Genomic DNA, 22,729 nt, shown 5'->3' with positions numbered 1-22,729 from the left:
GGTATTACGAAACAAATGAATTGTAAATGTTGACCTTAAAAAGAAATGTGTATATAATTACATGTAGTTATCAAAACTACATGTAATTATATGAGGGGTGTTATTATGAATACTTATGTAAGGGAACCAGTTAATGCATTTACTCACTTAGGTGGAGCGATATTATCATTTATTGCGTTATTAGCTATGCTTGTGAAAGTTTCTATCAAGATGCCATCATTTGCTGCAATTACAGCTGTTATTTTGTTTGGTATTGGAATGATGGTCCTTTATACGGCGTCAGCTGTATATCATAGTGTTGTGGCAAATGAACGTGTTATATACTTCTTTAGGAAGCTAGATCATTCTATGATTTTTATATTAATTGCAGGTACATATGCACCCTTTTGCTTAATTACATTAAATTCAGCAAGTGGTTTGCTATTATTTTGTTTAGTCTATGCAACTGCGATTTGTGGCATTGTATTTAAGATGTTTTGGTTTAGTTGTCCAAGGTGGTTATCGACAGCAATTTATATTACGATGGGTTGGTTAATTGTTTTATTCTTTGCACCGTTAGCTGAGAATTTAAGTACAGGAGGCATTATTTTCTTAGTACTTGGGGGCATTTTTTATACAATTGGTGGATTTATTTATGGAACAAAGCCAAAATGGTTAGAGTTTAAATATATGGGGCATCATGAAATTTTTCATGTTTTTGTATTATTAGGTAGTCTTGCGCATTTTCTAAGTGTATATTGTTACGTAATTTAATAAAAAAACGTCACATAATTTTTATTATGTGGCATTTTTTTATTACCTGATTAGAATCGTATATGTTATAAAATTATTATGGGATAAAATGTAAGTTTCTGTGTTCGCATGTTAAACATAGGATAAGAAATATGTGATATACTTTGAGAAGTTTATAATGAATGAAATATGGAGGACTATAATTATGGCAATACTTGTAACAGGTGGAGCAGGATATATTGGTAGTCATACATGTGTAGAATTACTAAATAGCGGTTACGAAGTTATAGTAGTGGATAATCTTTCGAATAGCTCGGTAGAATCTATAAATCGAGTAAAAGAAATAACAGGAAAACAATTTAAGTTTTATAAAGAAGATGTTTTAAATCGCGAAGCGCTTGACGCAATTTTTGAAGAAAATTCAATTGAAGCAGTTATTCACTTTGCAGGATTTAAAGCTGTAGGGGAGTCAGTAGCGATTCCATTAACATATTATCATAACAACATTACAAGCACGTTAGTGCTATGTGAAGTAATGCAGAAACATAATGTAAAGAAGATAATCTTTAGTTCATCTGCAACTGTATATGGTATCCCGGAAACGTCACCGATTACGGAGGAGTTTCCATTAAGTGCAACAAATCCATATGGTCAAACGAAATTAATGATTGAGCAAATTATGCGTGATGTAGCATTTGCAGATGCAGAATGGAGTATCGCATTACTTCGCTATTTCAATCCATTTGGTGCACACGAAAGTGGGCGTATCGGAGAAGATCCAAATGGAATCCCAAATAACTTAATGCCATATGTAACGCAAGTAGCGGTAGGTAAGTTAAAAGAATTAAGCGTATTCGGAAATGACTATCCAACGAAAGATGGAACAGGAGTCCGTGATTACATCCATGTTGTGGACTTAGCAAATGGTCATGTAAAGGCGCTTGAGAAAGTACTGAGTACAACAGGAGTAGATGCTTATAACCTGGGCACAGGCATGGGCTATAGTGTACTAGAGATGGTTGAAGCGTTTGAAAAAGTTTCGGGCAAGAAAGTTCCTTATAAAATTACAGAGCGTCGCCCAGGTGATGTGGCAGTATGTTTTGCTGATGCATCGAAAGCAAAGCGTGAATTAGGCTGGGAGGCAACACGCGGATTAGAAGAAATGTGTGCTGACTCTTGGAAATGGCAATCAAATAATAAAAATGGCTATTTAGAAGTTTAATGATGAATATAAAAAATGACCTTTGCATAAAAGCAAGAGGTCATTTTTTATATTCATTTTCTACTAAGTTTATTAGCGAACCTAGAAAAGAACGTTCGCTGTTTTAAATGATATGATTTTACAATATCTTATGCTAGAAGGTAGTAGAATGAGATAGAGTAATGTATTATTTTATTAATTTTTTATGGGAATTGAAAGCGTATTATTGAAATGTATTCCAACACTTGTATCATTGCTAGAGTCCGTTTATAATCAAGGAATCCTAGTTCATGTTTTGATAGGAGTATTTATTATTGAAAGCGTTTTAAGTTCACTCCTTTTTTGAGGTAGGAGGTCTGACTTATTTAGGTGAAAAATTATGTATGTAGTTTTAAATGGGAAGAAAAATAATATAAGTATCATTTTATAGTGTGGGGAGGTTAAAAGTGTGAAAGGTAAAGATTTTCACACGAATATATATGGGTTATGTAGGATTATTACTTTCAGGGGCAGCTTTATTTTTAAATAGTCTTGTTATATTAGGGAAAGCAGAGATGAAAAGTGCGGGTGTTTTTAATTTATTTGTGGGTGCACTACAAATTATTATTCCGTTTTATTTGATTATGATTTCTGACCAAAGCAATTGGACAGTGTATTCATATGCGGCTACTTTCTTATTTGGATTAACTTATTTATATGTAGGTGTTACTTTTATAAAAGGAATGGATAGTAGTGGTCTAGGATGGTTTTGTATTTGGGTAGCAATTATAGCCTTATTCTATATGGTTGTTTCATTTGTTCAATTCCATGATGTTGTTAATGCGTTAACGTGGTTTATGTGGGCATTACTTTGGTATTTATTCTTTGTATTAAATACACAAAAGAAGAACATTAATCAATATCTTGGAAGGATTGCCTTCGTACAATCATGGGTAACATTGACTTTACCTTCACTCTTTTATTTTATGGGAGTGTGGGGAGAGGGATTCGTATATGAATTATGGGTTTATGTATCTGTAATTTCTATTTTATACTTCTGTTATTGTATTTATAAATATCGAGTACGTTAATATATTATCTGTATAAAGGCATGGAATCGTTAAACGAATTCCATGCTTTTTATATGTTAGCACTTATAATAGAGAGGTAGTATTTTACAATTTGCTAAAGTGGGGATGATGAAGTTGAAAAAAGTATTGGTGCTAGGGGGAACAAGATTTTTTGGTAAACATTTAGTAGAAGCACTTTTGCAAGAGGGGCACGATGTAACGATTGCGACGAGAGGAATTACGGAAGATTCTTTTGGCAGTAGAGTAAAAAGACTTATTGTAGATAGGGAAGATGAAAAACAACTAGCAGAGCGTCTAGGAGATAAAAGTTATGATATTGTATACGATAATTTATGCTATAGCTCGAATGCAGCGAAGGTAATATGTGAAGTGTTACGAGGGAAAACGAAGAAATATGTTATGACATCTTCAATGGCCGTCTATGAACCTGCCCTAAGCTTATCAGAAGAAGACTTTAATCCGTACGAGTATGCAATCGCGTATGGAGATAGGAATGACTTCAATTATGGTGAAGGAAAGAGATTAGCTGAAGCCGTTGTATTTCAACATGCAACATTCCCAGTCGTTGCAGTGCGTTTTCCAGTTGTTATTGGAGAAAATGATTATACGAAAAGGTTACAATTTTACGTTGAATGTATTGTGAACCAAAAACCTATCGTTGTGGATCATGTAGATGGAACTTTGTCATTTATACATGAAAAAGAGGCAGGAGAGTTTCTAGCTTGGTGCGGAATGGCAAATGTGAGAGGACCAATTAACGCCTGTAGTAACGGAGCAGTTTCTATGGAAGAAATTATTCATTTCATAGAAGAGAAGACAGGAATAAAAGCACTCATTCAGAAAGCTGGGGGAAATATAGCTCCTTATAATGAGGTAACTAACTGTACGTTACATAATGGAAAGGCTCGTGAATTCGGATTTTTGTTCCGAGAGCTGAAACTAGAAATAAAAAATATTTTAAAACATTATATAAATACAATGAAGTAATCATAAATCCCCCGGTGGCAATCCGGGGGATTCTGGAGGATTTCGACAATACTGATTTTACATTACCAAATTTACCTTATACGTACGACTAATGTTTTTGTGATTGAATTGCTTGTAAATACTTCTCGTTTACTTGGTCCCAGTTTACTGTATGCCACCAGTTGGTAACAAACTCTGGGCGCCTATTTTGATACTTTAAATAATAAGCATGTTCCCATACATCAATTACGAGTAAGGGGATTTTCCCTTCTTGCAAAGGCGTATCTTGATTTGGTGTACTCATAACAGAGAGTTCCTCACCGTCAAGAACAAGCCATCCATAGCCACTTCCAAAACGACTAATAGCTGCTTTGGAAAGTTGATCTTTTAAGTTGTCAAAGGTATTGAAATAATAATCAATTACTTTTGCAACGTCTCCATTAGGCTCACCGCCACCTCGTGGGCTCATCACTTCCCAAAAAAGACTATGACAATAGTGACCACCGCCGTTATTTCGTACAGCTGTAACAATTTCCTTCGGTAAAGCATCTAAATTACATAGCAATTCTTCTAAAGATTTATTATGTAATTCAGTATAATTTTCTAAAGTAGCATTTAAATTGTTTACGTATGTCGCATGGTGCTTTCCATGATGAATGGCAAGTGTATTGCTATCAATATGTGGCTCTAGTTCATCATAGTCATATGAAAGCTTTGGCAATTGAAATGAAGACATAACATTCCCTCCTTTCGACTTAAAAAGTTGGTCTAGGTAAAAATACTTTACCTGAGTCAAAAATACACCCATTTTCCATATAAGTCAATAGTAATTCCATTAATTTTCTGAAAAATATTACAATAAAAGTAACACTCTCACTTTCATTTGTGACTCCTATCCTTTTTGCTTATACTGTAAAGTAGCAGGGTTTTGTTGAAATAGAAGGAGATTGTTTATGAGTAAAACGAAACAATTAATAGAGGAAGCAAGTAATTTTATTACGATTTGTTATAAGGAGCTTCATAAAGAACAATTGATAGCAGAACGTATAAAAGAAATTCAAATTGAGATAGAGAAGACAGGGACATATGAGCATACATTTGAAGAACTTGTTCATGGTTCACGAATGGCATGGCGTAACAGTAATAGATGTATTGGAAGACTATTTTGGAGTAAGATGCACATATTAGATGCGCGCGAAGTAAATGATGAAGAGGGTGTATATAATGCATTAATTCATCATATTAAATATGCAACGAACGACGGAAAAGTTAAACCAACCATTACGATTTTTAAGCAATATCAAGGTGAAGAAAATAATATAAGAATTTATAATCACCAATTGATTCGATATGCAGGATATAAAACAGAAACGGGAGTGATTGGTGATTCTCATTCCGCTACATTTACGGACTTTTGTCAGGAGCTTGGTTGGCAAGGAGAGGGTACGAATTACGATGTATTGCCACTTGTGTTTTCTATAGATGGAAAAGCGCCTATATATAAAGAAATTCCGAGAGAAGAAGTAAAAGAAGTGCCAATTGAACACCCAGAATACCCTATTTCATCACTTGGAGTAAAATGGTATGGTGTTCCAATGATTTCAGATATGCGTTTAGAAATTGGCGGTATTTCTTATACAGCCGCTCCGTTCAATGGATGGTATATGGGAACAGAAATTGGGGCGCGCAACTTAGCAGATCATGATCGTTATAATTTACTTCCGGCTGTTGCGGAGATGATGGATTTAGATACATCGAGAAACGGTACCTTATGGAAAGATAAGGCGCTAATTGAGTTGAATATTGCCGTACTACACTCCTTTAAAAAACAAGGAGTTAGTATTGTTGATCACCATACTGCTGCACAACAATTTCAGCAATTTGAGAAGCAAGAAGCTGCTTGTGGTCGTGTTGTAACAGGTAATTGGGTATGGCTTATTCCACCATTATCTCCAGCTACCACCCACATTTATCATAAACCGTATCCGAATGAAATTTTGAAGCCAAATTTCTTTCATAAATGATATTTAGTGTAGTTTTTTTCTGTGAAATATAATTTTTTTAATTACTGTTATGTAGCAAATGGAAGCCTTTACTCTCGGTTATTTTTGGAAGAGGCTTTTTGAACCAAGGAGTTCCTTATGTTATAATCAAATTTCTGTTTCGAAGACCTTATAGAAATATAAGGTCTTTTGTTTTGCTTTTTTATGTAAGAGGAAGAGATTCTTTCTTTTTAATAAGGGATTTGGCATATTTTTAGGGACAACATAAGTATGTGGGAAGTCGATAAAATGTTATGCATATATAATTATTGTGTTTTGGTTTTAAACAATAAAACATAATAAAGTTGTTTTTTTAGATTGCTGAGGAAGGAGGAAGTGTAAATGAGGATGAAGAGTCGAAAAACTGATTGGCCTGTATTTATTATTAGTGGTGGTTCACTTTTATTATTTGTAATTGCAGTTTTTTTGAACAAGGATTATGTAGAGAGTGCGATTAATAAAAGTTTCGCTTTTTCAATTAAATATTTCGGTGCCTTCTGGCAAGTTTTATTATTAGGTACATTTATTGTTGCGATGTGTATGGCGTTCTCCAAATATGGGAGAGTTAAGCTTGGAGGATTAGAAAAACCTGAGATTAGTACGGCAAAATGGCTTGCTATTATTATGTCTACATTACTTGCCGGAGGTGGCGTTTTTTGGGCAGCAGCAGAGCCAATGTATCATTTGATGACGGTGCCACCAATACATGATGGTATATCTGCTGGAACGAAAGAAGCAGTTATGCCTGCTTTAGCACAAAGTTATATGCATTGGGGATTTTTAGCATGGACGATTTTAGGTACAATTAGTGCGGTAGTTATGATGTATGGACATTATCATAAAGATATGCCGCTAAAACCTCGAACGCTTTTATATCCTATTTTTGGGGAAAAATTAAGAAAGAGCCTGCTTGGAACGATAATTGATGCAGCTGCAATTATTGCAGTAGCTGCAGGTACAATTGGCCCAATTGGATTTTTAGGTTTACAAGCAAGTTATGGATTACAAGAATTATTTGGAATTTCTAATGTGTTTACTACTCAATTAGCAATTATTGTTTGTGTGGTGGCCGTGTCTACCATATCGGCAGTAACAGGTATTGATAAAGGGATTCAAATTATAAGTAATTTAAATGTTAGATTGGCAATTGTATTAATGGCATTCATATTACTATTTGGGCCAGGTGGATTTATTATTGATTCGTTTGTTTCTTCGTTTGGATTTTATGTAAATGAGTTTATACCGATGAGCACATACCGTGGTGATACAAGTTGGTTAGGATCTTGGACAATCTTTTTCTGGGGATGGTTTATTGGATACGGACCAATGATGGCAATTTTAGTGAGTCGAATTTCAAGAGGGAGAACGATTCGAGAAATCATCGTTGCAATTGGAATTATCGCACCTATTATTACAACGTTTTGGTTTACTATATTAGGTGGATCAGGCGTGTTTTATGAGTTGATGAATCCTGGGTCTATCTCGGACGCATTAAGTGAATCTGGTATGCCGGCAGCTATGATTGCAATTACAGGACAATTGCCACTTTCTAATATTATTGGACCAGCATTTCTTTTATTAACAATTTTATTTGTAGTGACAACAGGGGATTCAATGGCGTATTCCATTTCAATGGCAGTGACTGGAGACGGAGATCCTAGAATTAGTTTGCGAATTTTTTGGTCGCTTATTATGGGCGCAGTTGCAGCAATTCTTTTATATATGGGTGAAGGAAGTATTAATGCGCTACAATCGTTTATCGTGGTGACGGCAGTTCCGGTATCAATTTTGTTATTCCCAATGCTATGGTTAGCGCCTAAAGTTGCGGGAGAATTAGCATTAAAACAAGGTATTGTAAAAGAAGAAGATAAAACTGCATTCTTATTTCAGAAGGCTAGTAAATCAAAATAAATAAAAACGTAAAAGAGGAAGCATCTTAAATAAGATGCTTCCTCTTTTACGTTTAATCTAATACTTTTCCCTTTGTTTCTGGTACACATAGTAGCATTGTAATTAACCCGATTGGGTAGATGATAAAAATCAAGGACAATGCTCCAAGTAGGTTGCCACCTGTAGCGAGTAAGCCAATAATAACAGGCCCAAATCCAGCTAACCCACGTCCTGTACCGAAAATAAAGTTTTCAGCGGTAGAGCGAGCTTCAGCAGGATAGTTTTCAGCTAAAATTGCTCCAAATCCTCCCATCATTCCATTTGCAAAGAATCCAAGCAATGCACTTCCCCATAATAATAATGTTGAATCTGTGAATAAGAAGAAGTAAATGAGACAGTATGCTGTACCGCCAATATAATAGATTGCAAAAGTTTTACGGCGACCAATTTTATCAGCTAGAATACCAAAGATTGCAATTCCAATTAGCATACCGATGGTAGAAATGAACATCCAGCCACTTGCTTTTGCTAATGTATAGTTATATTTATTTGCTAAAATAGTGGGCATCCATGTGAAGATTCCGTAATATCCGAAGTTTTGGATAAACGACATAATAATAAGACCAATTGTTGTAATTGTTACTTTTTTATTGGCAAATAACTTTCGAAGTGGGAATTTTTTTATATGTTTTAGTTGTTCTGCTTCAGTAGTTGTTAATTTACCTGTAGCTTCTTTTTGCAACAGTTCCTTTTTGTAGCGTTGTTTTTGCTCCCATATTTTCGGTTCACTTAAACTTTTACGGACATAGACAGCTAGTAAAGCTGGAATTAATCCAAATAAGAAAACGGCTCTCCATCCAAAGTGTGGGACAATAAATGCTGGAAGGAGTGAAGCAATCAGTACACCAAATTGCCATCCAAGTGCAACAACAGATGTCGCTTTAGCGCGCATTTCTTTAGACCAGGTTTCTGTTACGATGGCCATTCCGATTCCGAATTCACCACCAACTCCCATTCCAACTAAAAAGCGCAGAATTAATAATTGCCAGTAGTCTGTTGCGAAATAAATGAGTGCGGTTGCTAGTGAAAACAGTAAGATTGTGAAGGCCATTGTACGAATACGGCCAAATAAATCAGCAATAAATCCAAATAAATAAGAACCAATTAACATTCCTATTGTGGTAGCTAAAGTTAAGTTTCCACCTTCAACAGGACTTAAGTGAAACTCTTTTAAAATATAGACAAGTACGAAAGATAATAGCAACATATCTAAACCTTCTGCTGCATATCCTAGCGCAGAACCAAATAATGTTTTATATCTTTTCGCTTTTGTCTCCTCTGTTGTTTGTTGTACATCAGTAGTGACGTTCATTATTACTCCTCCTTATTTTCTACAGTCGCTATGGAAGAATAACAAAAGGCCTTCTCACCTGATATGATGAGAAGGCCAAAAAAGCATACGTATCCCCAAAAAAGAACATACGTATATTGTATTCCGACTTCCTTCTCAACCTCACGGGGTTGGGTTAAAGGACTGTATTATATTACTTTATTTTTAGCACTCTTCTATTGTATTGTCAAATAAAGAGGAAGTTATTATGTGTAAAATATTTCAAAAAACATTTCGTTCTTCTTGACGCCGACTTCATTATTTTCCCATAATAAAACTAACTAAATAAAAAGGAATGAATCAAAGATGCTAAATTTAGTACTCATGATGATCGAACGAGTCGGACTTATAGTTATTTTAGGATTTTTACTCTCTCATATTAAAACTTTCAGACGCCTCCTTCATAAACAGGATGGCTATGTAGATAAGCTGAAGCTTATTTGTATTTTTTCGGTATTTACAATTGTAAGCAATTACACTGGGATTGAAATAGCAGGAAATACGATTATGAATGAAAACTGGTTACAAGGTGTTTCTTCGTCAAGTACAATTGCGAATACGCGTATTATGGGTGTCGGTATTAGCGGCTTACTTGGTGGCCCTATCGTAGGGGTTGGAGTAGGATTTATTGCTGGTATTCATCGTTATATGCTTGGTGGTACGACAGCGCTAAGCTGCGCAATCTCTTCTATTTTAGCTGGGATTATAACTGGTTATATTGGATATATTTTCAAAAAATATAATCGTACAATTACTCCTAAGTTTTCAGCAGTTTTAAGTGTTTTTATCGTATCTTTAGAAATGCTAATGATTTTATTAATTATAGAGGATGGAATTAGCGTTGTGAAAACAATAGCGATACCAATGATTCTTGTAAATAGTTTTGGAAGTTTTATTTTACTTTCTATGATACAAGCTATTTTGCGTCAGGAGGAGAATGCAAAGGCACTTCAGACCCATAAAGTATTACGTATTGCAGATAAAACGTTACCGTATTTCCGCCAAGGCTTAACAGAAGAATCATGTAAGCATGTGGCACAAATTATTCACCGTTTTACAGGAACAGATGCGGTATCCTTAACAGATACAGAGAAAATATTAGCTCATGTTGGATTAGCATCAGATCACCATATTCCTTCACATAGTTTAATAACCGGTTTGTCGAAAGAAGTGTTAAACACAGGGAAAATAATGAAAGCGAAATCACGTGAGGTTATTAATTGTCAACATGAAGGCTGCCCTTTGCAAGCGGCGATTGTAATTCCACTAACTTCGCATGGAAATACGATAGGGACATTAAAACTCTATTTCAAAAATCCTAACCAGTTAAGTCGTGTGGAAGAGGAATTAGCAGAAGGGTTAGCAAAAATATTCTCCACGCAGTTAGAGTTAGGAGAAGCTGAGTTGCAAAGTAAATTACTTCAAGATGCGGAGATAAAAGCATTACAAGCGCAAATTAACCCACACTTTTTATTTAATGCGATTAATACAGTATCAGCTCTATGCCGAACAGATGTAGAAAAAGCAAGGAAGTTATTATTACAGCTTAGCGTATATTTCCGTTGTAATTTGCAAGGGGCACGTCAGTTATTGATTCCACTAGAACAAGAATTAAACCATGTACAGGCATACTTATCACTAGAACAAGCAAGGTTCCCAAATAAGTATGAGGTAAAGATGTATATTGAAGATGAGCTAAAGACAACTTTAGTACCACCATTTGTTCTTCAACTATTGGTTGAAAATGCATTGCGACATGCTTTTCCGAAGAAGCAACCAGTATGCGAAGTGGAAGTGCATGTTTTTGAAAAAGAGGGTATGGTTCACTTTGAAGTAAAAGATAATGGACAGGGAATTGAGGAAGAACGTTTAGAACAATTAGGAAAGATGGTAGTTTCGTCAAAGAAAGGGACTGGAACAGCTTTATATAATATTAATGAACGTCTTATTGGGTTATTTGGGAAAGAAACGATGCTTCATATTGAAAGTGAATTAAATAAAGGGACGGAGATTACCTTTATTATTCCAAAAAAAGTAGGGGAGGAAGAGCCGGGTGTTAAAAGTATTAGTAGTTGACGATGAAATGTTAGCACGTGATGAACTAAAGTATTTATTAGAGAGAACGAAAGAAGTTGAGATAATTGGTGAGGCTGATTGTGTGGAAGACGCATTAGAAGAACTAATGCAAAGTAGACCAGATATTGTGTTTTTAGATATTCAATTATCCGATGATAACGGATTTGAAATCGCGAATATATTAAAGAAGATGAAAAATCCACCTGCAATTGTATTTGCTACTGCCTATGATCAATATGCGCTGCAAGCATTTGAAGTAGATGCGTTAGACTACATTTTAAAACCATTTGATGAAGAGCGTATTGTGCAGACATTAAAGAAGTATAAAAAACAAAAACAAGCGCAAATAGAAACGAAGCACGAAATAAAGGGGACAGATGTAACAGCAGAGATGCATAAATTAGCATTACCAATTGAAGAATCAATCGTACTTGTGAATATTGAAGATATTATATATGTAGGGCTTGTAGATGGGAAAGTAACAGTAAAAACAACGAGGGAAACGTATGTAACACATGATACACTTGTAATTTTAGAGAAGAAGTTACCACAAGCAAGCTTCATGCGCGTACACCGTAGCTTTATTGCGAATATTAATCATATTACTGAAATTCAGCCATGGTTTAATTCTACTTATAATTTAATCATGAAAGAAGGATCGAAAGTACCTGTTAGCCGTACATATGCAAAAGAACTCAAGAAGCTGCTTCGTATTTAAGAAGCAGCTTTTGTATTTCATCCTTTTATATTTGTAACTGATTCTGTATATTTGACGTTCTGTTATGTAAACGCTTACTTATACGTTTGTATCCTATACAATAAAGGTACCAAATCGAAAGAGGTGGCCAAAATGAGTACGAAAAAAGTATATAGTTTCTTATCACAAGCATTCATATTCTCAGCTATTATGTTAATTTCTAATATTATTGCAACACATTTACCAATTCCAATGCCTTCATCGGTAATCGGGTTAGTTATTTTATTTAGTCTATTATGTTTAAAAGTTATTAAATTGGAGCAAGTTGAATCACTCGGAACAGCTTTAACAGGTATTATTGGATTCTTATTCGTCCCATCAGGTATTTCAGTTATTAATTCTCTTGGTGTAATGGGGCAATACTTTGTACAAATTTTAACTGTAATTGTTGTAGCAACAGTTATTTTACTTGCTGTAACAGGGTTATTTGCACAATTTATTTTAGGAAAAGATGAAAAAGAAACAGAAGATACAAAAGAATTGAAAGTAGTAAATAAAGGACGCAAGCACGGAAAGGTTGCGTAACCATTGCATTTATATATTGTTAGGAGGTAATGAACATGGCAAGCACAATGACTCCATATTTCGGAATCGTCGTTTCATTAATCGCATACGGAATCGGAACATTATTATTCAAGCATTCAAAAGGGTTCTTCCTATTTACACCATTATTCGTAGCGATGGTATTAGGGATTGTCTTTCTAAAGGTAGGTAACTTTACTTTTGAAGAATATAATACTGGCGGAAAAATGATTAGTTTCTTCTTAGAGCCAGCAACAATTGCATTTGCTATCCCACTCTATAAACAAGTTGATAAGTTGAAAAAATATTGGTGGCAAATTTTATCAGCTATCGTGGTTGGATCTATTTGCTCAGTAATTGTCGTGTTCATTGTTGCAAAAGCAATCGGTTTAGATACAGCAGTAATGAATTCAATGCTACCACAAGCAGCAACAACAGCAATTGCGTTACCAATTTCAGAAAGTATTGGTGGTATTCCAGCAATTACATCGTTTGCAGTTATTTTCAACGCAGTTATCGTATACGCATTAGGAGCATTATTCTTAAAAACATTTAGAGTGAAACATCCGATTGCAAAAGGTTTAGCACTTGGAACAGCGGGTCATGCATTAGGAGTTGCGGTAGGAATTGAAATGGGTGAGGTAGAGGCAGCGATGGCAAGTATTGCTGTAACGGTAGTTGGAGTTGTAACAGTAGTTGTCATCCCAATGTTCATACCATTCATTGGATAGTAAAACTTACTTAAAAAATAAGAAAAGCAAGCTATTTGTAGGACAGATTTCTACTGATAGCTTGCTTTTTATGTTACAGTAGTGGTAAGACCTATTTAAAAAAATGTAAGTTTCCTTAAATCTTCATTAATACTATGTAGAATACGTTTTGAATTAGGTCATTGTATTGTAAAATAAGAAGTAAGCTACTATATACCTGTTAAGGTAGGCATATAATGAGTTTATAAAAATCTTAATATGAATAATAATTAAAAGTAGAAAAAAGAGAGAAATCTACTTATTAACGTTTTAGTTTATAGGACAGGAGAGAGTATTCGTCGATTATGCAAATAAAAAACCTGTTTCAAAGTAAAGGATTCCAGAGGTTACTCGTATTAGTAATACTTGCTCTCGTGTTATACGGGCTGCAAAGTATGTTGAATTTAATATTAATTACGTTTATTCTCACGTATTTAATGGATCGATTCCAAAAGTTTATTTCCCGCAAATTAGATCATTTCATGCCTATTAATCGAAAAATTATTATAGCGTTTCTATATGTAATGTTAATTGGTGGAATTGCCATTACGCTATTTAAATATTTACCAGTATTAACGATACAAATTTCACAATTGATTTACCAATTCAATGTATTTTTAAGAAACCCACCAGATAGTGAACTAATTAAGTATGCAGTTAATGCTGTCAATCATATGGAGCTTTCTAAATATGTAGGACAAGGCGTAGACATTTTGTATAAATCAATTACGAATGTTGGTAAATTTGGCCTTCAAGTTTTACTTTCTTTAATTTTGAGTTTGTTTTTCTTATTAGAAAAATCTCGTATTGTCGGTTTTACTGCAAAGTTTAAAGAAAGCAGGCTTGCAATTTTCTATACTGAAATTGAGTACTTCGGAAAGAAATTTGCACGTTCATTTGGAAAGGTAATCGAAGCGCAATTTTTAATTGCTGTTGTTAACTGTGTTCTTTCAGTTATCGCATTATGGATATTAGGATTTCCGCAATTATTAGGTTTAGCATTAATGATTTTCTTGCTTGGATTAATTCCAGTAGCCGGGGTTATCATTTCTTTATTCCCACTTTGTATGATTGCTTATAATATTGGCGGTATTATGTACGTTGTTTATATTTTGATTATCGTAACAGTGATTCATGCGCTTGAAAGTTACGTATTAAATCCGAAGTTTATGTCGCAAAAAACAAATTTACCGATTTTCTATACTTTTATGGTATTAATTTTCTCAGAGCACTTCTTAGGTGTATGGGGACTGATTATCGGTATTCCAATCTTCATTTTCTTACTAGATGTTTTAGACGTGACAAGTGATGAAATGGAGAAGGATGTTGGAAAAAATAAAGTGAAGTAGAGAAAAAGCATCGATGTTCGATGCTTTTTCTTTTATAACATTATGTTTCTTATGCCATACTGTAAGGAGAATATAGAATAGGGGTGAAGTAATGGCTGTAAATGAAAAGGTAGAATTGGCTACATTTGCTGGAGGGTGCTTCTGGTGTATGGTTTCGCCATTTGAAGAGATGGAAGGGATTATAAAGGTTGTTTCTGGCTATACAGGTGGTCATAAAGAGAATCCAACGTATAAAGAAGTATGTTCTGAAACGACGGGACATTATGAGGCAGTACAAATTACATTTGATGCAAATAAAATGCCGTATGAGGAGTTATTAAATATATATTGGAGACAAATTGATCCGACCGATATTGGGGGGCAATTCCACGACCGCGGGCAGTCTTATGAAACGGTGATTTTTTATCATAATGAAGAACAACATAAAAAAGCTGAGGCCTCAAAAGAAGGGCTTGAGCAGAGTGGACGCTTTTCAAAACCAATTGCGACAAAAATACTACCAGCAGCTACATTTTATCCAGCTGAAGAATATCACCAAGGATATCATAAGAAAAACACATTCCGCTATGAGTTATATCGTAAAGGCTCAGGACGAGATGCTTTTATTAAGCAACATTGGCCAAAGGATACTGCTCATTTAAAAGAAAAACTCAATGAGATGCAGTTTTATGTAACGCAGGAAAATGGTACAGAACCACCATTTCGAAATGAGTATTGGAACCATAAAGAGGAAGGTCTTTATGTAGACATCGTTTCAGGTGAGCCGCTATTTACTTCTCTAGACAAATTTGATAGTGGATGTGGATGGCCTAGTTTTACAAAACCAGTTATGTCAGCAAGTGTGAAAGAAAAGATGGATGTGAGTCATAATATGACACGTACAGAAGTGAGGAGTAAAGAAGGAGACTCACATCTTGGGCACGTATTTCCAGACGGTCCAGGACCAAATGGCCTTCGTTACTGTATTAATTCCGCAGCTCTTCGATTTATTCCAAAAGAGGAATTAGAGAAAGAAGGCTATGGCGATTTCCTAATCTTGTTTGGAAATAAAAAATAACCTCGCAGTTAGCGAGGTTATTTTTTATTATTTTGTTTTTTTCTTTTTAAATTTGCTTAATATTTCATAAACGATTGGAACAATAAGAAGTGTTAATAACGTTGAACTTGTTAATCCACCAATTACCGTTACACCAAGCCCTTTAGAAATTAAGCCACTACCTTCAAATCCTAATGCAAGCGGGATAAGAGCACCGATTGTTGCAATTGCAGTCATTAAAATTGGACGAAGGCGTGTTGCACCAGCTTCTAATAAAGCTTCACGTGTTGATAGTCCTTCATTTTCTTTATGAATAACGCGGTCGATAAGCACGATTGCGTTTGTTACAACGATACCGATTAACATAAGCGCACCAATCATTGCAGATACACTTAATGTTTCACCAGAGATTAATAAGGCAACAAGAGCCCCAATAATTGTAAATGGTAGCGAGAATAAAATTGCGAATGGTGCAAGGGCACCACCAAATGTAACGACAAGAACGAAGTATACAATGGCAATCGCAGCTAACATCGCTAGGCCAAGTTGCTTAAATGATTCTTGAATATCTTTAGTAACACCGCCCATAGAAACATCTACACCAGAAGGAAGATCCATTTTATCTACTTCTTTTTGTACTGCAGCAGATGCTTTTGAAACGTCATCAGATGTTAATTTGGCACTAACCTCTGCATAAACACGTCCATCTCGGTGTGTTACTGTATTCGATGTTTCACCTTCTTTTACAGTCATAACATCTTTCACAGCTACTTCATTACCAAGTGGTGTTGTAATTTTGCGATTTGTTAAGTCATCGATTGTTTCATAATTTTGTTTTTCAGCTTCTACATATACATTGATATCTTTACCGTCTTTTTTAATTGTTGTCAGAACAGGGCGATCATGTTGATTAGAAAGTCCCATTCCAATTTGAGCAGCCGTTAAGCCCATTTTACTCAGCTTTTCTTGATCTGCGACTAAAGTGTACTCTGCATATGTTTTTGCAATACTAGAATCTATATCTTTTAAGTCTTTATTTTTCTTCATGATATTTTGAATATCTTTTACGACAGGCTTAATGTCTTCTGAGCTATCTCCGTAAACGTATAGTTTAATTTCGTTACTACCGCCACTTGCTCCGAAGTCTTGGTTTTTCCATTCGCCTTTGCCAGACATCTTCTGTAAATCTTTAACGACTTGTTCTTTCTCTTTTTCAAAGTTTTTCGTGTCGTTATCATATTGCACGAAGAACATTGCTTGGTTTGATTGACCAGGACTCATTGGATTCTCTCCACCTAATGAGAACTGAATTGTTTTGACGTTTTTATTATCTTGGAAGTGCTTCTCAGCTTTTGTTGCAATTTTTTCAACGTCTTCTAACGTTTGACCTGGTTCAGGATTATATGTTGCAATAATCATTTTTTCTTCTTCAGAAGGTAAGAAACTTACACCGATAACTGGTACAAGTGCAAGACTACCAACCAATAGAAGGACAGCGATACTTGATGTAATAATTTTGTGATTTAAAGCCCATGCAAGTATGCGTTTATACCCATTTGCTAATTTACTTGGTTTTTCTTCATGATGTACTTCTTTTTCCCTCATACTCTCTTTCTTAAATAAAGAGTGAGCTAGCATCGGTACGATTGTAACAGCTACTAGTAATGATGCTAATAAAGCGAAGACGATAGTTAAGGCGAATGGTAAGAACATTTCACCAATCATACCTTTTACTAGTCCAAGTGGTAAAAATACAGCAATTGTTACGATGGTAGAAGACATAATTGGGATAAACATTTCTTTCGTAGCTTCACGAATTAAATCTTTTCCGCGCAATTTCTCTTCTGATAACGACATACGTCGGTAAATATTTTCAATAACAACAATTGAGTCATCGACAACGCGGCCTATAGCAACGGTCATTGCTCCAAGTGTCATAATGTTAAGTGTAATATCCATTTGCTTTATGACTAAAACAGCAATTAATAAAGAAAGTGGTATTGAAACGACAGAGATTAACGTTGTTCGAATATTTCGCAGGAACAGCATAATAATAACGATCGCAAAGATAGCACCGAAAATTGCTTTGCTTAGCATTGTTTCAACTGATTTTTCAATAGGTGCACCTTGGTCGAATGTTGAAATAATCTCTAAATCTTTATATTTTTTCTCAAGATCTTTTACTTTATCTTTTACTGCATTTACAACATCAACTGTATTTGCATCAGAGGCCTTCACAATTTGAATTCCAATTGCTTCTTTTCCATTTGTTCGAGAAATGGATTCTGCTTTCCCAACTTCTTTAATGTCAGCAATTTCTTCTAATGTAACTGTTGGAATCCCGTTCATAGCAGCTGGATTCATTTGCGGCGTTTGTGCACCAGCGCCGGCATTTTGACTACCTTGACCGTTAGGTGAGGAAGGTATAGCTGGGATTTTAAGTTCTTTTAATGCTTTAATCGTTGTAATATTGCCATCTACAACAACTGATTTTTCCGTGTCTTTAAATGTATATAAGCCAAGTGGTAAAGATACATCCGATCCCTTAATCACATTTTTTACAGTATCTTCACTTAGTCCTAGTTCTTTCATTTTATCTTTCTTGAAGACAAGCTGTACTTCATCTACTTGTTGGCCAGCAATTTGGACAGATGCAACACCATCAAGTCCTTTTAATCCTGGTACAACATTCTTTTCTACATTTTCAGTTAAGGTAGCTAAAGATTCATTCTTGCTTGCTACGCTTAACGAAATAACAGGAAAAGCATTGAAGTTTACTCGTGAAACTTTAGGGTCTTTAACACCATCTGGGAGCTTCACATTCGTAAGAGCTTCTTTAATTTCTGTTTCTGCTTTTTCCATATTTTTATCAAAATCGTATTCTACTCGAATAGAAGATGCGTTTTGAAAAGATGATGAGCTCACAACGTTAACACCGCTTAAATTTTGTAGTTGTTCTTCCATCGGCTTTGAAACTTTATCAGCTACTTCTTCTGGTGTAGCACCAGGATAGACCGTAGTTACTGTCACAATCGGTGTTGTAATATCAGGGATTGTTTCCAGCTTCATATTGAGTCCAGAGTAGATCCCCGCAATAGTAACAATAATGGTTAGTAGCCAAACTGCGAACTTATTTTTTAACGAGAAATTGATGATTTTGTTCATGTTTGCGCTCCCTTTTTATTATATTGACCAACTGGTCAGTCTAATACATAATATAACTGACCGTTCGGTCAAACGTCAATAAAAAGAGATGGTATAATACATTTATAATCAGATGCGAGATTAAATTTAGGAGAGAAGATATGAAAGAAAAAGAGCGTTTAATTATAGAATCGGCCATGAAGTTATTTGCTACTAAGGGTGTAAATGCGACATCAGTGCAGGAAATTGTGACAGCTAGTGGTATATCTAAGGGAGCTTTTTACTTATATTTTAAATCAAAAGATGAGCTTTTATTAGCGACACTTCGATATTATTATGACAAAATCCAAAAGAAAATGCTGGATATTGAACAAGAGTCTTTATTACCACGTGAAAAATTTGCAAAACAATTACACTGTCAGTTTAATGATATACAAAAACATAAAGAATTTATTATTATGCATGCAAGGGAAAATGCAATTCCGTTTAATAAAGAAGTGGAAGAATTTATGATGCGGATGAAGTTAGAGTCTCATGCATTTTATCGGAATAGTTTATTGTCCATTTATGGTGAAAAGATTATGCCATATTTATTGGATTTAGTAATTATAGTAGAAGGCATATGCCGTGGTTATTTAGAATTAATTATTTTACAAGCACCAGAAATTGATTTATCGTATGTCGCTGCTTTTATTTTAAAAAGAGTAGATCATTTAGTAAATGGTTTGGTAGAATCTTCAGAAGAACCTATTTTACATGAAGAAAAGCTTGGAGAATTCCTTTGTAAATCAGAGCTCATTAAGGAACAAGTTAAAGAGCATTTTTTAAAAGAAATTATTGTATTTAAGCGTAATTTAGCGGATCAATTAGAGGATGATGAGTTGTTAGTAACGTTAGATGTTTTAGAGGCGGAAATGCGATTGCTTAATCCAAGAATTCCGGTAATTAGAGGTATGTTAGCAAATTTAGAGGCGTATCCGGAATTAAAAGAATTTCGATTACGCCTTATAGGATACTACAATATAAAAAATTCTTAATAGAAACAAGTAAAAAACTCCTTGTGTACACAAGGAGTTTTTTCTTAAAGACTATTTACTATTTTGAGACCATTCTTCAACATCCCAAACTTTTGTGATCCAATCTTCATAGAAGTCCGGTTCGTGACATACAAGGAGGATTGTTCCTTTATATGCTTTCATAGCCTTCTTAAGTTCCGCTTTTGCTGTAACATCAAGATGGTTTGTCGGCTCATCAAATAGTAGCCAGTTACTTTCCTCACCCATTAGCTTACATAAACGAACTTTTGCTTGTTCTCCACCACTTAATTGACTTAATGGGCGAGAAATATGTTCATTTTTTAATCCGCATTTTGCTAACATCGCACGAATTTGATGCTGGTCTAAACCAGGGAATGTATTCCATACATCATCAATTGGTGTTATATTATCAGCTTTAACTTCCTGTTCAAAGTATGCAGGCTCTAAGAAGTCACCAAGGCTTGTTTTACCGCTTAAAGGTTTAATTTTACCTAAGATTGTTTTTAGTAACGTTGATTTACCAACACCGTTACATCCAACAATAGCAATTTTTTCACCACGTTCAATCGTCATTGATAGCTTTGGTAGTAGCGGATGTGTATATCCGATTTCTACATTTTCACCTTCAAAGACGAAGCGACTACTTGCGCGACTTTCTTTAAATGAGAATTCCGGTTTAATTGCTGTTTCCGGACGATCAATAAGCTCCATGCGATCAAGTTGTTTTTGACGACTCTTTGCACGACCTGTTGTTGAATAACGAGCCTTGTTCTTTGCAATGAAGTCTTCTTGCTTTTTGATAAACTCACGCTGCTTTTCATAAGCGTTTATATGTTGATTTTTATTGATTTCTGCTAGTTCTAGGAATTTTTCATATGTCGCTGTATAGCGTGTCATTTTTGTGAATTCTAGATGGAAAATAACATCAACACATTTGTTCATAAATTCCGTATCATGAGAAATTAATAAGAATGCATGTGGGTATTCTTTTAAATAATTTGTTAACCAATGAATATGTTCAACGTCTAAATAGTTAGTAGGTTCATCAAGCAATAATACTTCTGGCTGTTCAAGTAATAGCTTTGCAAGCAATACCTTTGTACGTTGTCCACCACTTAGTGCTGAAACATCACGATCTAAACCAATAGCATCAATTCCAAGACCACGTGCAGCCTCTTCAATTTTCATATCTAGTAAATAGAAACCACCTGCTTCAAGTGCATCTTGTATTTCTGCCATTTGTTCAAGAAGTTCTTCTAGTTCTTCTGGTGTAGCAGTTCCCATTTTTTCTGTAACTTCATTTAAAGCTTTTTCCTTTTCGAATAACGGTAAAAATGCATCCGCTAGTACGTCACGGATCGTACGTCCAGGCGTTAAAACAGTATGCTGATCTAAGTAGCCGTAATGTGTGCCCGGTGTCCATTCTACACGACCTTGGTCATGAATAAGCTGACCAGTAATGATATTCATGAATGTTGATTTACCAACACCGTTTGCACCAACTAATCCAACGTGCTCACCTGCTAATAATCGCATAGATACATCTTTAAATAATGTACGATCACCAAATGTATGTCCTAATTTTTCAACTGTTAATAAGCTCATAGTATCCTCCGTCCAACTTGAAATAGTACCTTGAATCATGATACTAAATTCTTTCATATAATGCCATCATTTCAAAATGTATATTTTTTCAAAAGAAGTGTTTGTAAATGTTAGTATATAAAAAAGTTACTTCTACCTACAGAAGTAACTTTTTGGTTATGCCTTTTGTTTAACTTCACTAACTTTCTTTTCAGCTACAATAAAATGCGGTCTACGTTTTGTTTCATAATAAATACGACCGATATATTCACCAATAACACCTAGGAATATGAGTTGAATACCGCCAATAAATAGTATAGCGGAAATGAGAGTAAAGTAACCAGGAACTTCCACACCACCAAGGATGATTTGAACGAACGTAGTGATTACGTATAAAAGTCCTAAAATGGTTGTTAGTAATCCGAGATATATAGATAGACGTAACGGTTTATTATTAAATGAAATTACACCATCAATTCCGTAATTTAATAATTTCGAGAAGGTCCATTTACTTTCTCCATCAGAACGTAATACATTTTCATATTCAATGATTAATTCGTTATAACCGATCCAAGAAAATAAGCCTTTTGAAAATCGGTTGTATTCACTTAAAGATAATAAAGAATCTACTGCTCTTCGACTTAAAAGTCTAAAGTCACCAATACCGTCTACTAATTCAATATCTACAAATTTATTCATCACTTTATAGTAAAGACGAGAGACGAAAGAGCGAACGGGTGAATCACCAGTTCTTGTTCTTTTTGCAATGACTTGGTCGTAGCCGTCGTTATATCCTTCTAACAGTTCTTTTATTAACGTAGGAGGGTGTTGTAAGTCAGCATCCATAATAACAATTGCATCGCCTGTAGCATATTTTAAACCAGCTAACATTGCAGCTTCTTTTCCGAAGTTTCGACTAAATGATATGTAGTGTACTGACGAATCTGAACTAGCTAAATCACGTAAAATATTTAAAGTATCATCTTTACTACCATCATTAACAAAAACAAATTCATAATCGGTAGTTAATTTATGAATTTCAAGAGAAGTCTCTGAATAAAAGGCTCGAAGCACCTTTTCTTCATTGTAGCATGGTACAACGATTGAAAGAGTCATTTTTGACACTCCTTGTTTGTAGTGGGTTAAAACAATGTTATGCGTTTTTATATGAATCTATCCAATTG

18 protein-coding genes are annotated in these 22,729 nt (G+C 34.8%); 13 read left to right on the top strand and 5 right to left on the bottom strand.

Going from position 1 to position 22,729, the window contains the following annotated elements; all coding sequences use genetic code 11:
- Nucleotides 1–105: 105 nt before the first annotated feature.
- The 4 genes from trhA to ACXKY9_RS27190 all read left to right on the top strand — a co-directional run bounded on the left by trhA (nt 106) and on the right by ACXKY9_RS27190 (nt 3,990).
- Nucleotides 106–753, top strand: a complete 648-nt coding sequence (trhA, locus tag ACXKY9_RS27205; RefSeq protein WP_001099730.1) for a PAQR family membrane homeostasis protein TrhA — start codon at nt 106–108, stop codon at nt 751–753.
- 184 nt (nt 754–937) lie between these two features.
- Nucleotides 938–1,954, top strand: coding sequence for a UDP-glucose 4-epimerase GalE (gene galE, locus ACXKY9_RS27200; protein WP_000996548.1), 1,017 nt, complete (start codon nt 938–940; stop codon nt 1,952–1,954).
- 458 nt (nt 1,955–2,412) lie between these two features.
- Nucleotides 2,413–3,003, top strand: coding sequence for an AmiS/UreI family transporter (locus ACXKY9_RS27195; RefSeq protein ID WP_000542569.1), 591 nt, complete (start codon nt 2,413–2,415; stop codon nt 3,001–3,003).
- Nucleotides 3,004–3,108: 105 nt separating this feature from the next.
- On the top strand, nt 3,109–3,990 hold the full coding sequence (locus tag ACXKY9_RS27190; protein WP_015382520.1) for an NAD-dependent epimerase/dehydratase family protein: 882 nt from the start codon (nt 3,109–3,111) through the stop codon (nt 3,988–3,990).
- Nucleotides 3,991–4,078: 88 nt separating this feature from the next.
- Here the strand turns inward: ACXKY9_RS27190 and sodA are convergent, their stop codons facing one another.
- Nucleotides 4,079–4,705, bottom strand: coding sequence for a superoxide dismutase [Mn] (gene sodA / locus ACXKY9_RS27185; RefSeq protein ID WP_000094035.1), 627 nt, complete (start codon nt 4,703–4,705; stop codon nt 4,079–4,081).
- A gap of 217 nt (nt 4,706–4,922) precedes the next feature.
- Here sodA and ACXKY9_RS27180 point away from each other — a divergent pair, with 217 nt between their 5' ends.
- Complete coding sequence (locus ACXKY9_RS27180; RefSeq protein WP_000047618.1) at nt 4,923–5,993, top strand: nitric oxide synthase oxygenase; 1,071 nt, start codon at nt 4,923–4,925, stop codon at nt 5,991–5,993.
- 360 nt (nt 5,994–6,353) lie between these two features.
- Nucleotides 6,354–7,922 (top strand): BCCT family transporter, encoded by a 1,569-nt coding sequence (locus tag ACXKY9_RS27175; protein WP_001242443.1) that lies wholly within the window; start codon nt 6,354–6,356, stop codon nt 7,920–7,922.
- 52 nt (nt 7,923–7,974) lie between these two features.
- Here ACXKY9_RS27175 and ACXKY9_RS27170 read toward each other — a convergent pair whose 3' ends face one another.
- Nucleotides 7,975–9,273, bottom strand: coding sequence for an MFS transporter (locus ACXKY9_RS27170; protein WP_001103413.1), 1,299 nt, complete (start codon nt 9,271–9,273; stop codon nt 7,975–7,977).
- A 324-nt stretch (nt 9,274–9,597) separates the two neighbouring features.
- Here ACXKY9_RS27170 and lytS point away from each other — a divergent pair, with 324 nt between their 5' ends.
- The 6 genes from lytS (at nt 9,598) to msrB (ending at nt 15,801) form a co-directional block, all read left to right on the top strand.
- A complete protein-coding gene (gene lytS / locus ACXKY9_RS27165; RefSeq protein WP_000933590.1) occupies nt 9,598–11,367 on the top strand; it encodes a two-component system sensor histidine kinase LytS in 1,770 nt (589 codons plus the stop codon).
- On the top strand, nt 11,345–12,085 hold the full coding sequence (locus ACXKY9_RS27160) for a LytR/AlgR family response regulator transcription factor (protein ID WP_000921841.1): 741 nt from the start codon (nt 11,345–11,347) through the stop codon (nt 12,083–12,085). The genes lytS and ACXKY9_RS27160 overlap by 23 nt, the downstream gene beginning before the upstream one ends.
- 132 nt (nt 12,086–12,217) lie before the next feature.
- A complete protein-coding gene (gene lrgA, locus ACXKY9_RS27155) occupies nt 12,218–12,649 on the top strand; it encodes an antiholin-like murein hydrolase modulator LrgA (protein WP_000104901.1) in 432 nt (143 codons plus the stop codon).
- Between the two features lie 35 nt (nt 12,650–12,684).
- On the top strand, nt 12,685–13,377 hold the full coding sequence (gene lrgB, locus ACXKY9_RS27150) for an antiholin-like protein LrgB (RefSeq protein ID WP_000168868.1): 693 nt from the start codon (nt 12,685–12,687) through the stop codon (nt 13,375–13,377).
- A gap of 323 nt (nt 13,378–13,700) precedes the next feature.
- The gene (locus ACXKY9_RS27145) at nt 13,701–14,744 is read left to right on the top strand and encodes an AI-2E family transporter (protein WP_001166008.1); all 1,044 of its coding nucleotides are present in this window, start codon (nt 13,701–13,703) and stop codon (nt 14,742–14,744) included.
- 91 nt (nt 14,745–14,835) lie between these two features.
- A complete protein-coding gene (msrB, locus tag ACXKY9_RS27140; RefSeq protein ID WP_000290157.1) occupies nt 14,836–15,801 on the top strand; it encodes a peptide-methionine (R)-S-oxide reductase MsrB in 966 nt (321 codons plus the stop codon).
- A gap of 27 nt (nt 15,802–15,828) precedes the next feature.
- Here msrB and ACXKY9_RS27135 read toward each other — a convergent pair whose 3' ends face one another.
- On the bottom strand, nt 15,829–18,945 hold the full coding sequence (locus ACXKY9_RS27135) for an efflux RND transporter permease subunit (RefSeq protein ID WP_001033505.1): 3,117 nt from the start codon (nt 18,943–18,945) through the stop codon (nt 15,829–15,831).
- A gap of 140 nt (nt 18,946–19,085) precedes the next feature.
- Here ACXKY9_RS27135 and ACXKY9_RS27130 point away from each other — a divergent pair, with 140 nt between their 5' ends.
- Nucleotides 19,086–19,961 (top strand): TetR/AcrR family transcriptional regulator, encoded by an 876-nt coding sequence (locus ACXKY9_RS27130; protein WP_000659640.1) that lies wholly within the window; start codon nt 19,086–19,088, stop codon nt 19,959–19,961.
- Nucleotides 19,962–20,012: 51 nt separating this feature from the next.
- Here the strand turns inward: ACXKY9_RS27130 and ACXKY9_RS27125 are convergent, their stop codons facing one another.
- The gene (locus ACXKY9_RS27125; RefSeq protein ID WP_000055410.1) at nt 20,013–21,566 is read right to left on the bottom strand and encodes an ABC-F family ATP-binding cassette domain-containing protein; all 1,554 of its coding nucleotides are present in this window, start codon (nt 21,564–21,566) and stop codon (nt 20,013–20,015) included.
- Between the two features lie 156 nt (nt 21,567–21,722).
- Nucleotides 21,723–22,661 (bottom strand): glycosyltransferase family 2 protein, encoded by a 939-nt coding sequence (locus ACXKY9_RS27120; RefSeq protein WP_000175827.1) that lies wholly within the window; start codon nt 22,659–22,661, stop codon nt 21,723–21,725.
- Between the last annotated feature and the right edge of the window lie 68 nt (nt 22,662–22,729).

The sequence above is a fragment of the Bacillus sp. 2175 genome, assembly GCF_057812155.1.
This window is presented reverse-complemented; position numbering and strand designations above follow the sequence as displayed.

Bases quoted from the DNA above. Each gene is read 5' to 3' on its own strand.
- trhA (WP_001099730.1), top strand. From the start codon at position 106: ATGAATACTTATGTAAGGGAACCAGTTAATGCATTTACTCACTTAGGT.
- galE (WP_000996548.1), top strand. From the start codon at position 938: ATGGCAATACTTGTAACAGGTGGAGCAGGATATATTGGTAGTCATACA.
- ACXKY9_RS27195 (WP_000542569.1), top strand. From the start codon at position 2,413: ATGGGTTATGTAGGATTATTACTTTCAGGGGCAGCTTTATTTTTAAAT.
- ACXKY9_RS27190 (WP_015382520.1), top strand. From the start codon at position 3,109: ATGATGAAGTTGAAAAAAGTATTGGTGCTAGGGGGAACAAGATTTTTT.
- sodA (WP_000094035.1), bottom strand. From the start codon at position 4,705: ATGTCTTCATTTCAATTGCCAAAGCTTTCATATGACTATGATGAACTA.
- ACXKY9_RS27180 (WP_000047618.1), top strand. From the start codon at position 4,923: ATGAGTAAAACGAAACAATTAATAGAGGAAGCAAGTAATTTTATTACG.
- ACXKY9_RS27175 (WP_001242443.1), top strand. From the start codon at position 6,354: ATGAGGATGAAGAGTCGAAAAACTGATTGGCCTGTATTTATTATTAGT.
- ACXKY9_RS27170 (WP_001103413.1), bottom strand. From the start codon at position 9,273: ATGAACGTCACTACTGATGTACAACAAACAACAGAGGAGACAAAAGCG.
- lytS (WP_000933590.1), top strand. From the start codon at position 9,598: ATGCTAAATTTAGTACTCATGATGATCGAACGAGTCGGACTTATAGTT.
- lrgA (WP_000104901.1), top strand. From the start codon at position 12,218: ATGAGTACGAAAAAAGTATATAGTTTCTTATCACAAGCATTCATATTC.
- lrgB (WP_000168868.1), top strand. From the start codon at position 12,685: ATGGCAAGCACAATGACTCCATATTTCGGAATCGTCGTTTCATTAATC.
- ACXKY9_RS27145 (WP_001166008.1), top strand. From the start codon at position 13,701: ATGCAAATAAAAAACCTGTTTCAAAGTAAAGGATTCCAGAGGTTACTC.
- msrB (WP_000290157.1), top strand. From the start codon at position 14,836: ATGGCTGTAAATGAAAAGGTAGAATTGGCTACATTTGCTGGAGGGTGC.
- ACXKY9_RS27135 (WP_001033505.1), bottom strand. From the start codon at position 18,945: ATGAACAAAATCATCAATTTCTCGTTAAAAAATAAGTTCGCAGTTTGG.
- ACXKY9_RS27130 (WP_000659640.1), top strand. From the start codon at position 19,086: ATGAAAGAAAAAGAGCGTTTAATTATAGAATCGGCCATGAAGTTATTT.
- ACXKY9_RS27125 (WP_000055410.1), bottom strand. From the start codon at position 21,566: ATGAGCTTATTAACAGTTGAAAAATTAGGACATACATTTGGTGATCGT.
- ACXKY9_RS27120 (WP_000175827.1), bottom strand. From the start codon at position 22,661: ATGACTCTTTCAATCGTTGTACCATGCTACAATGAAGAAAAGGTGCTT.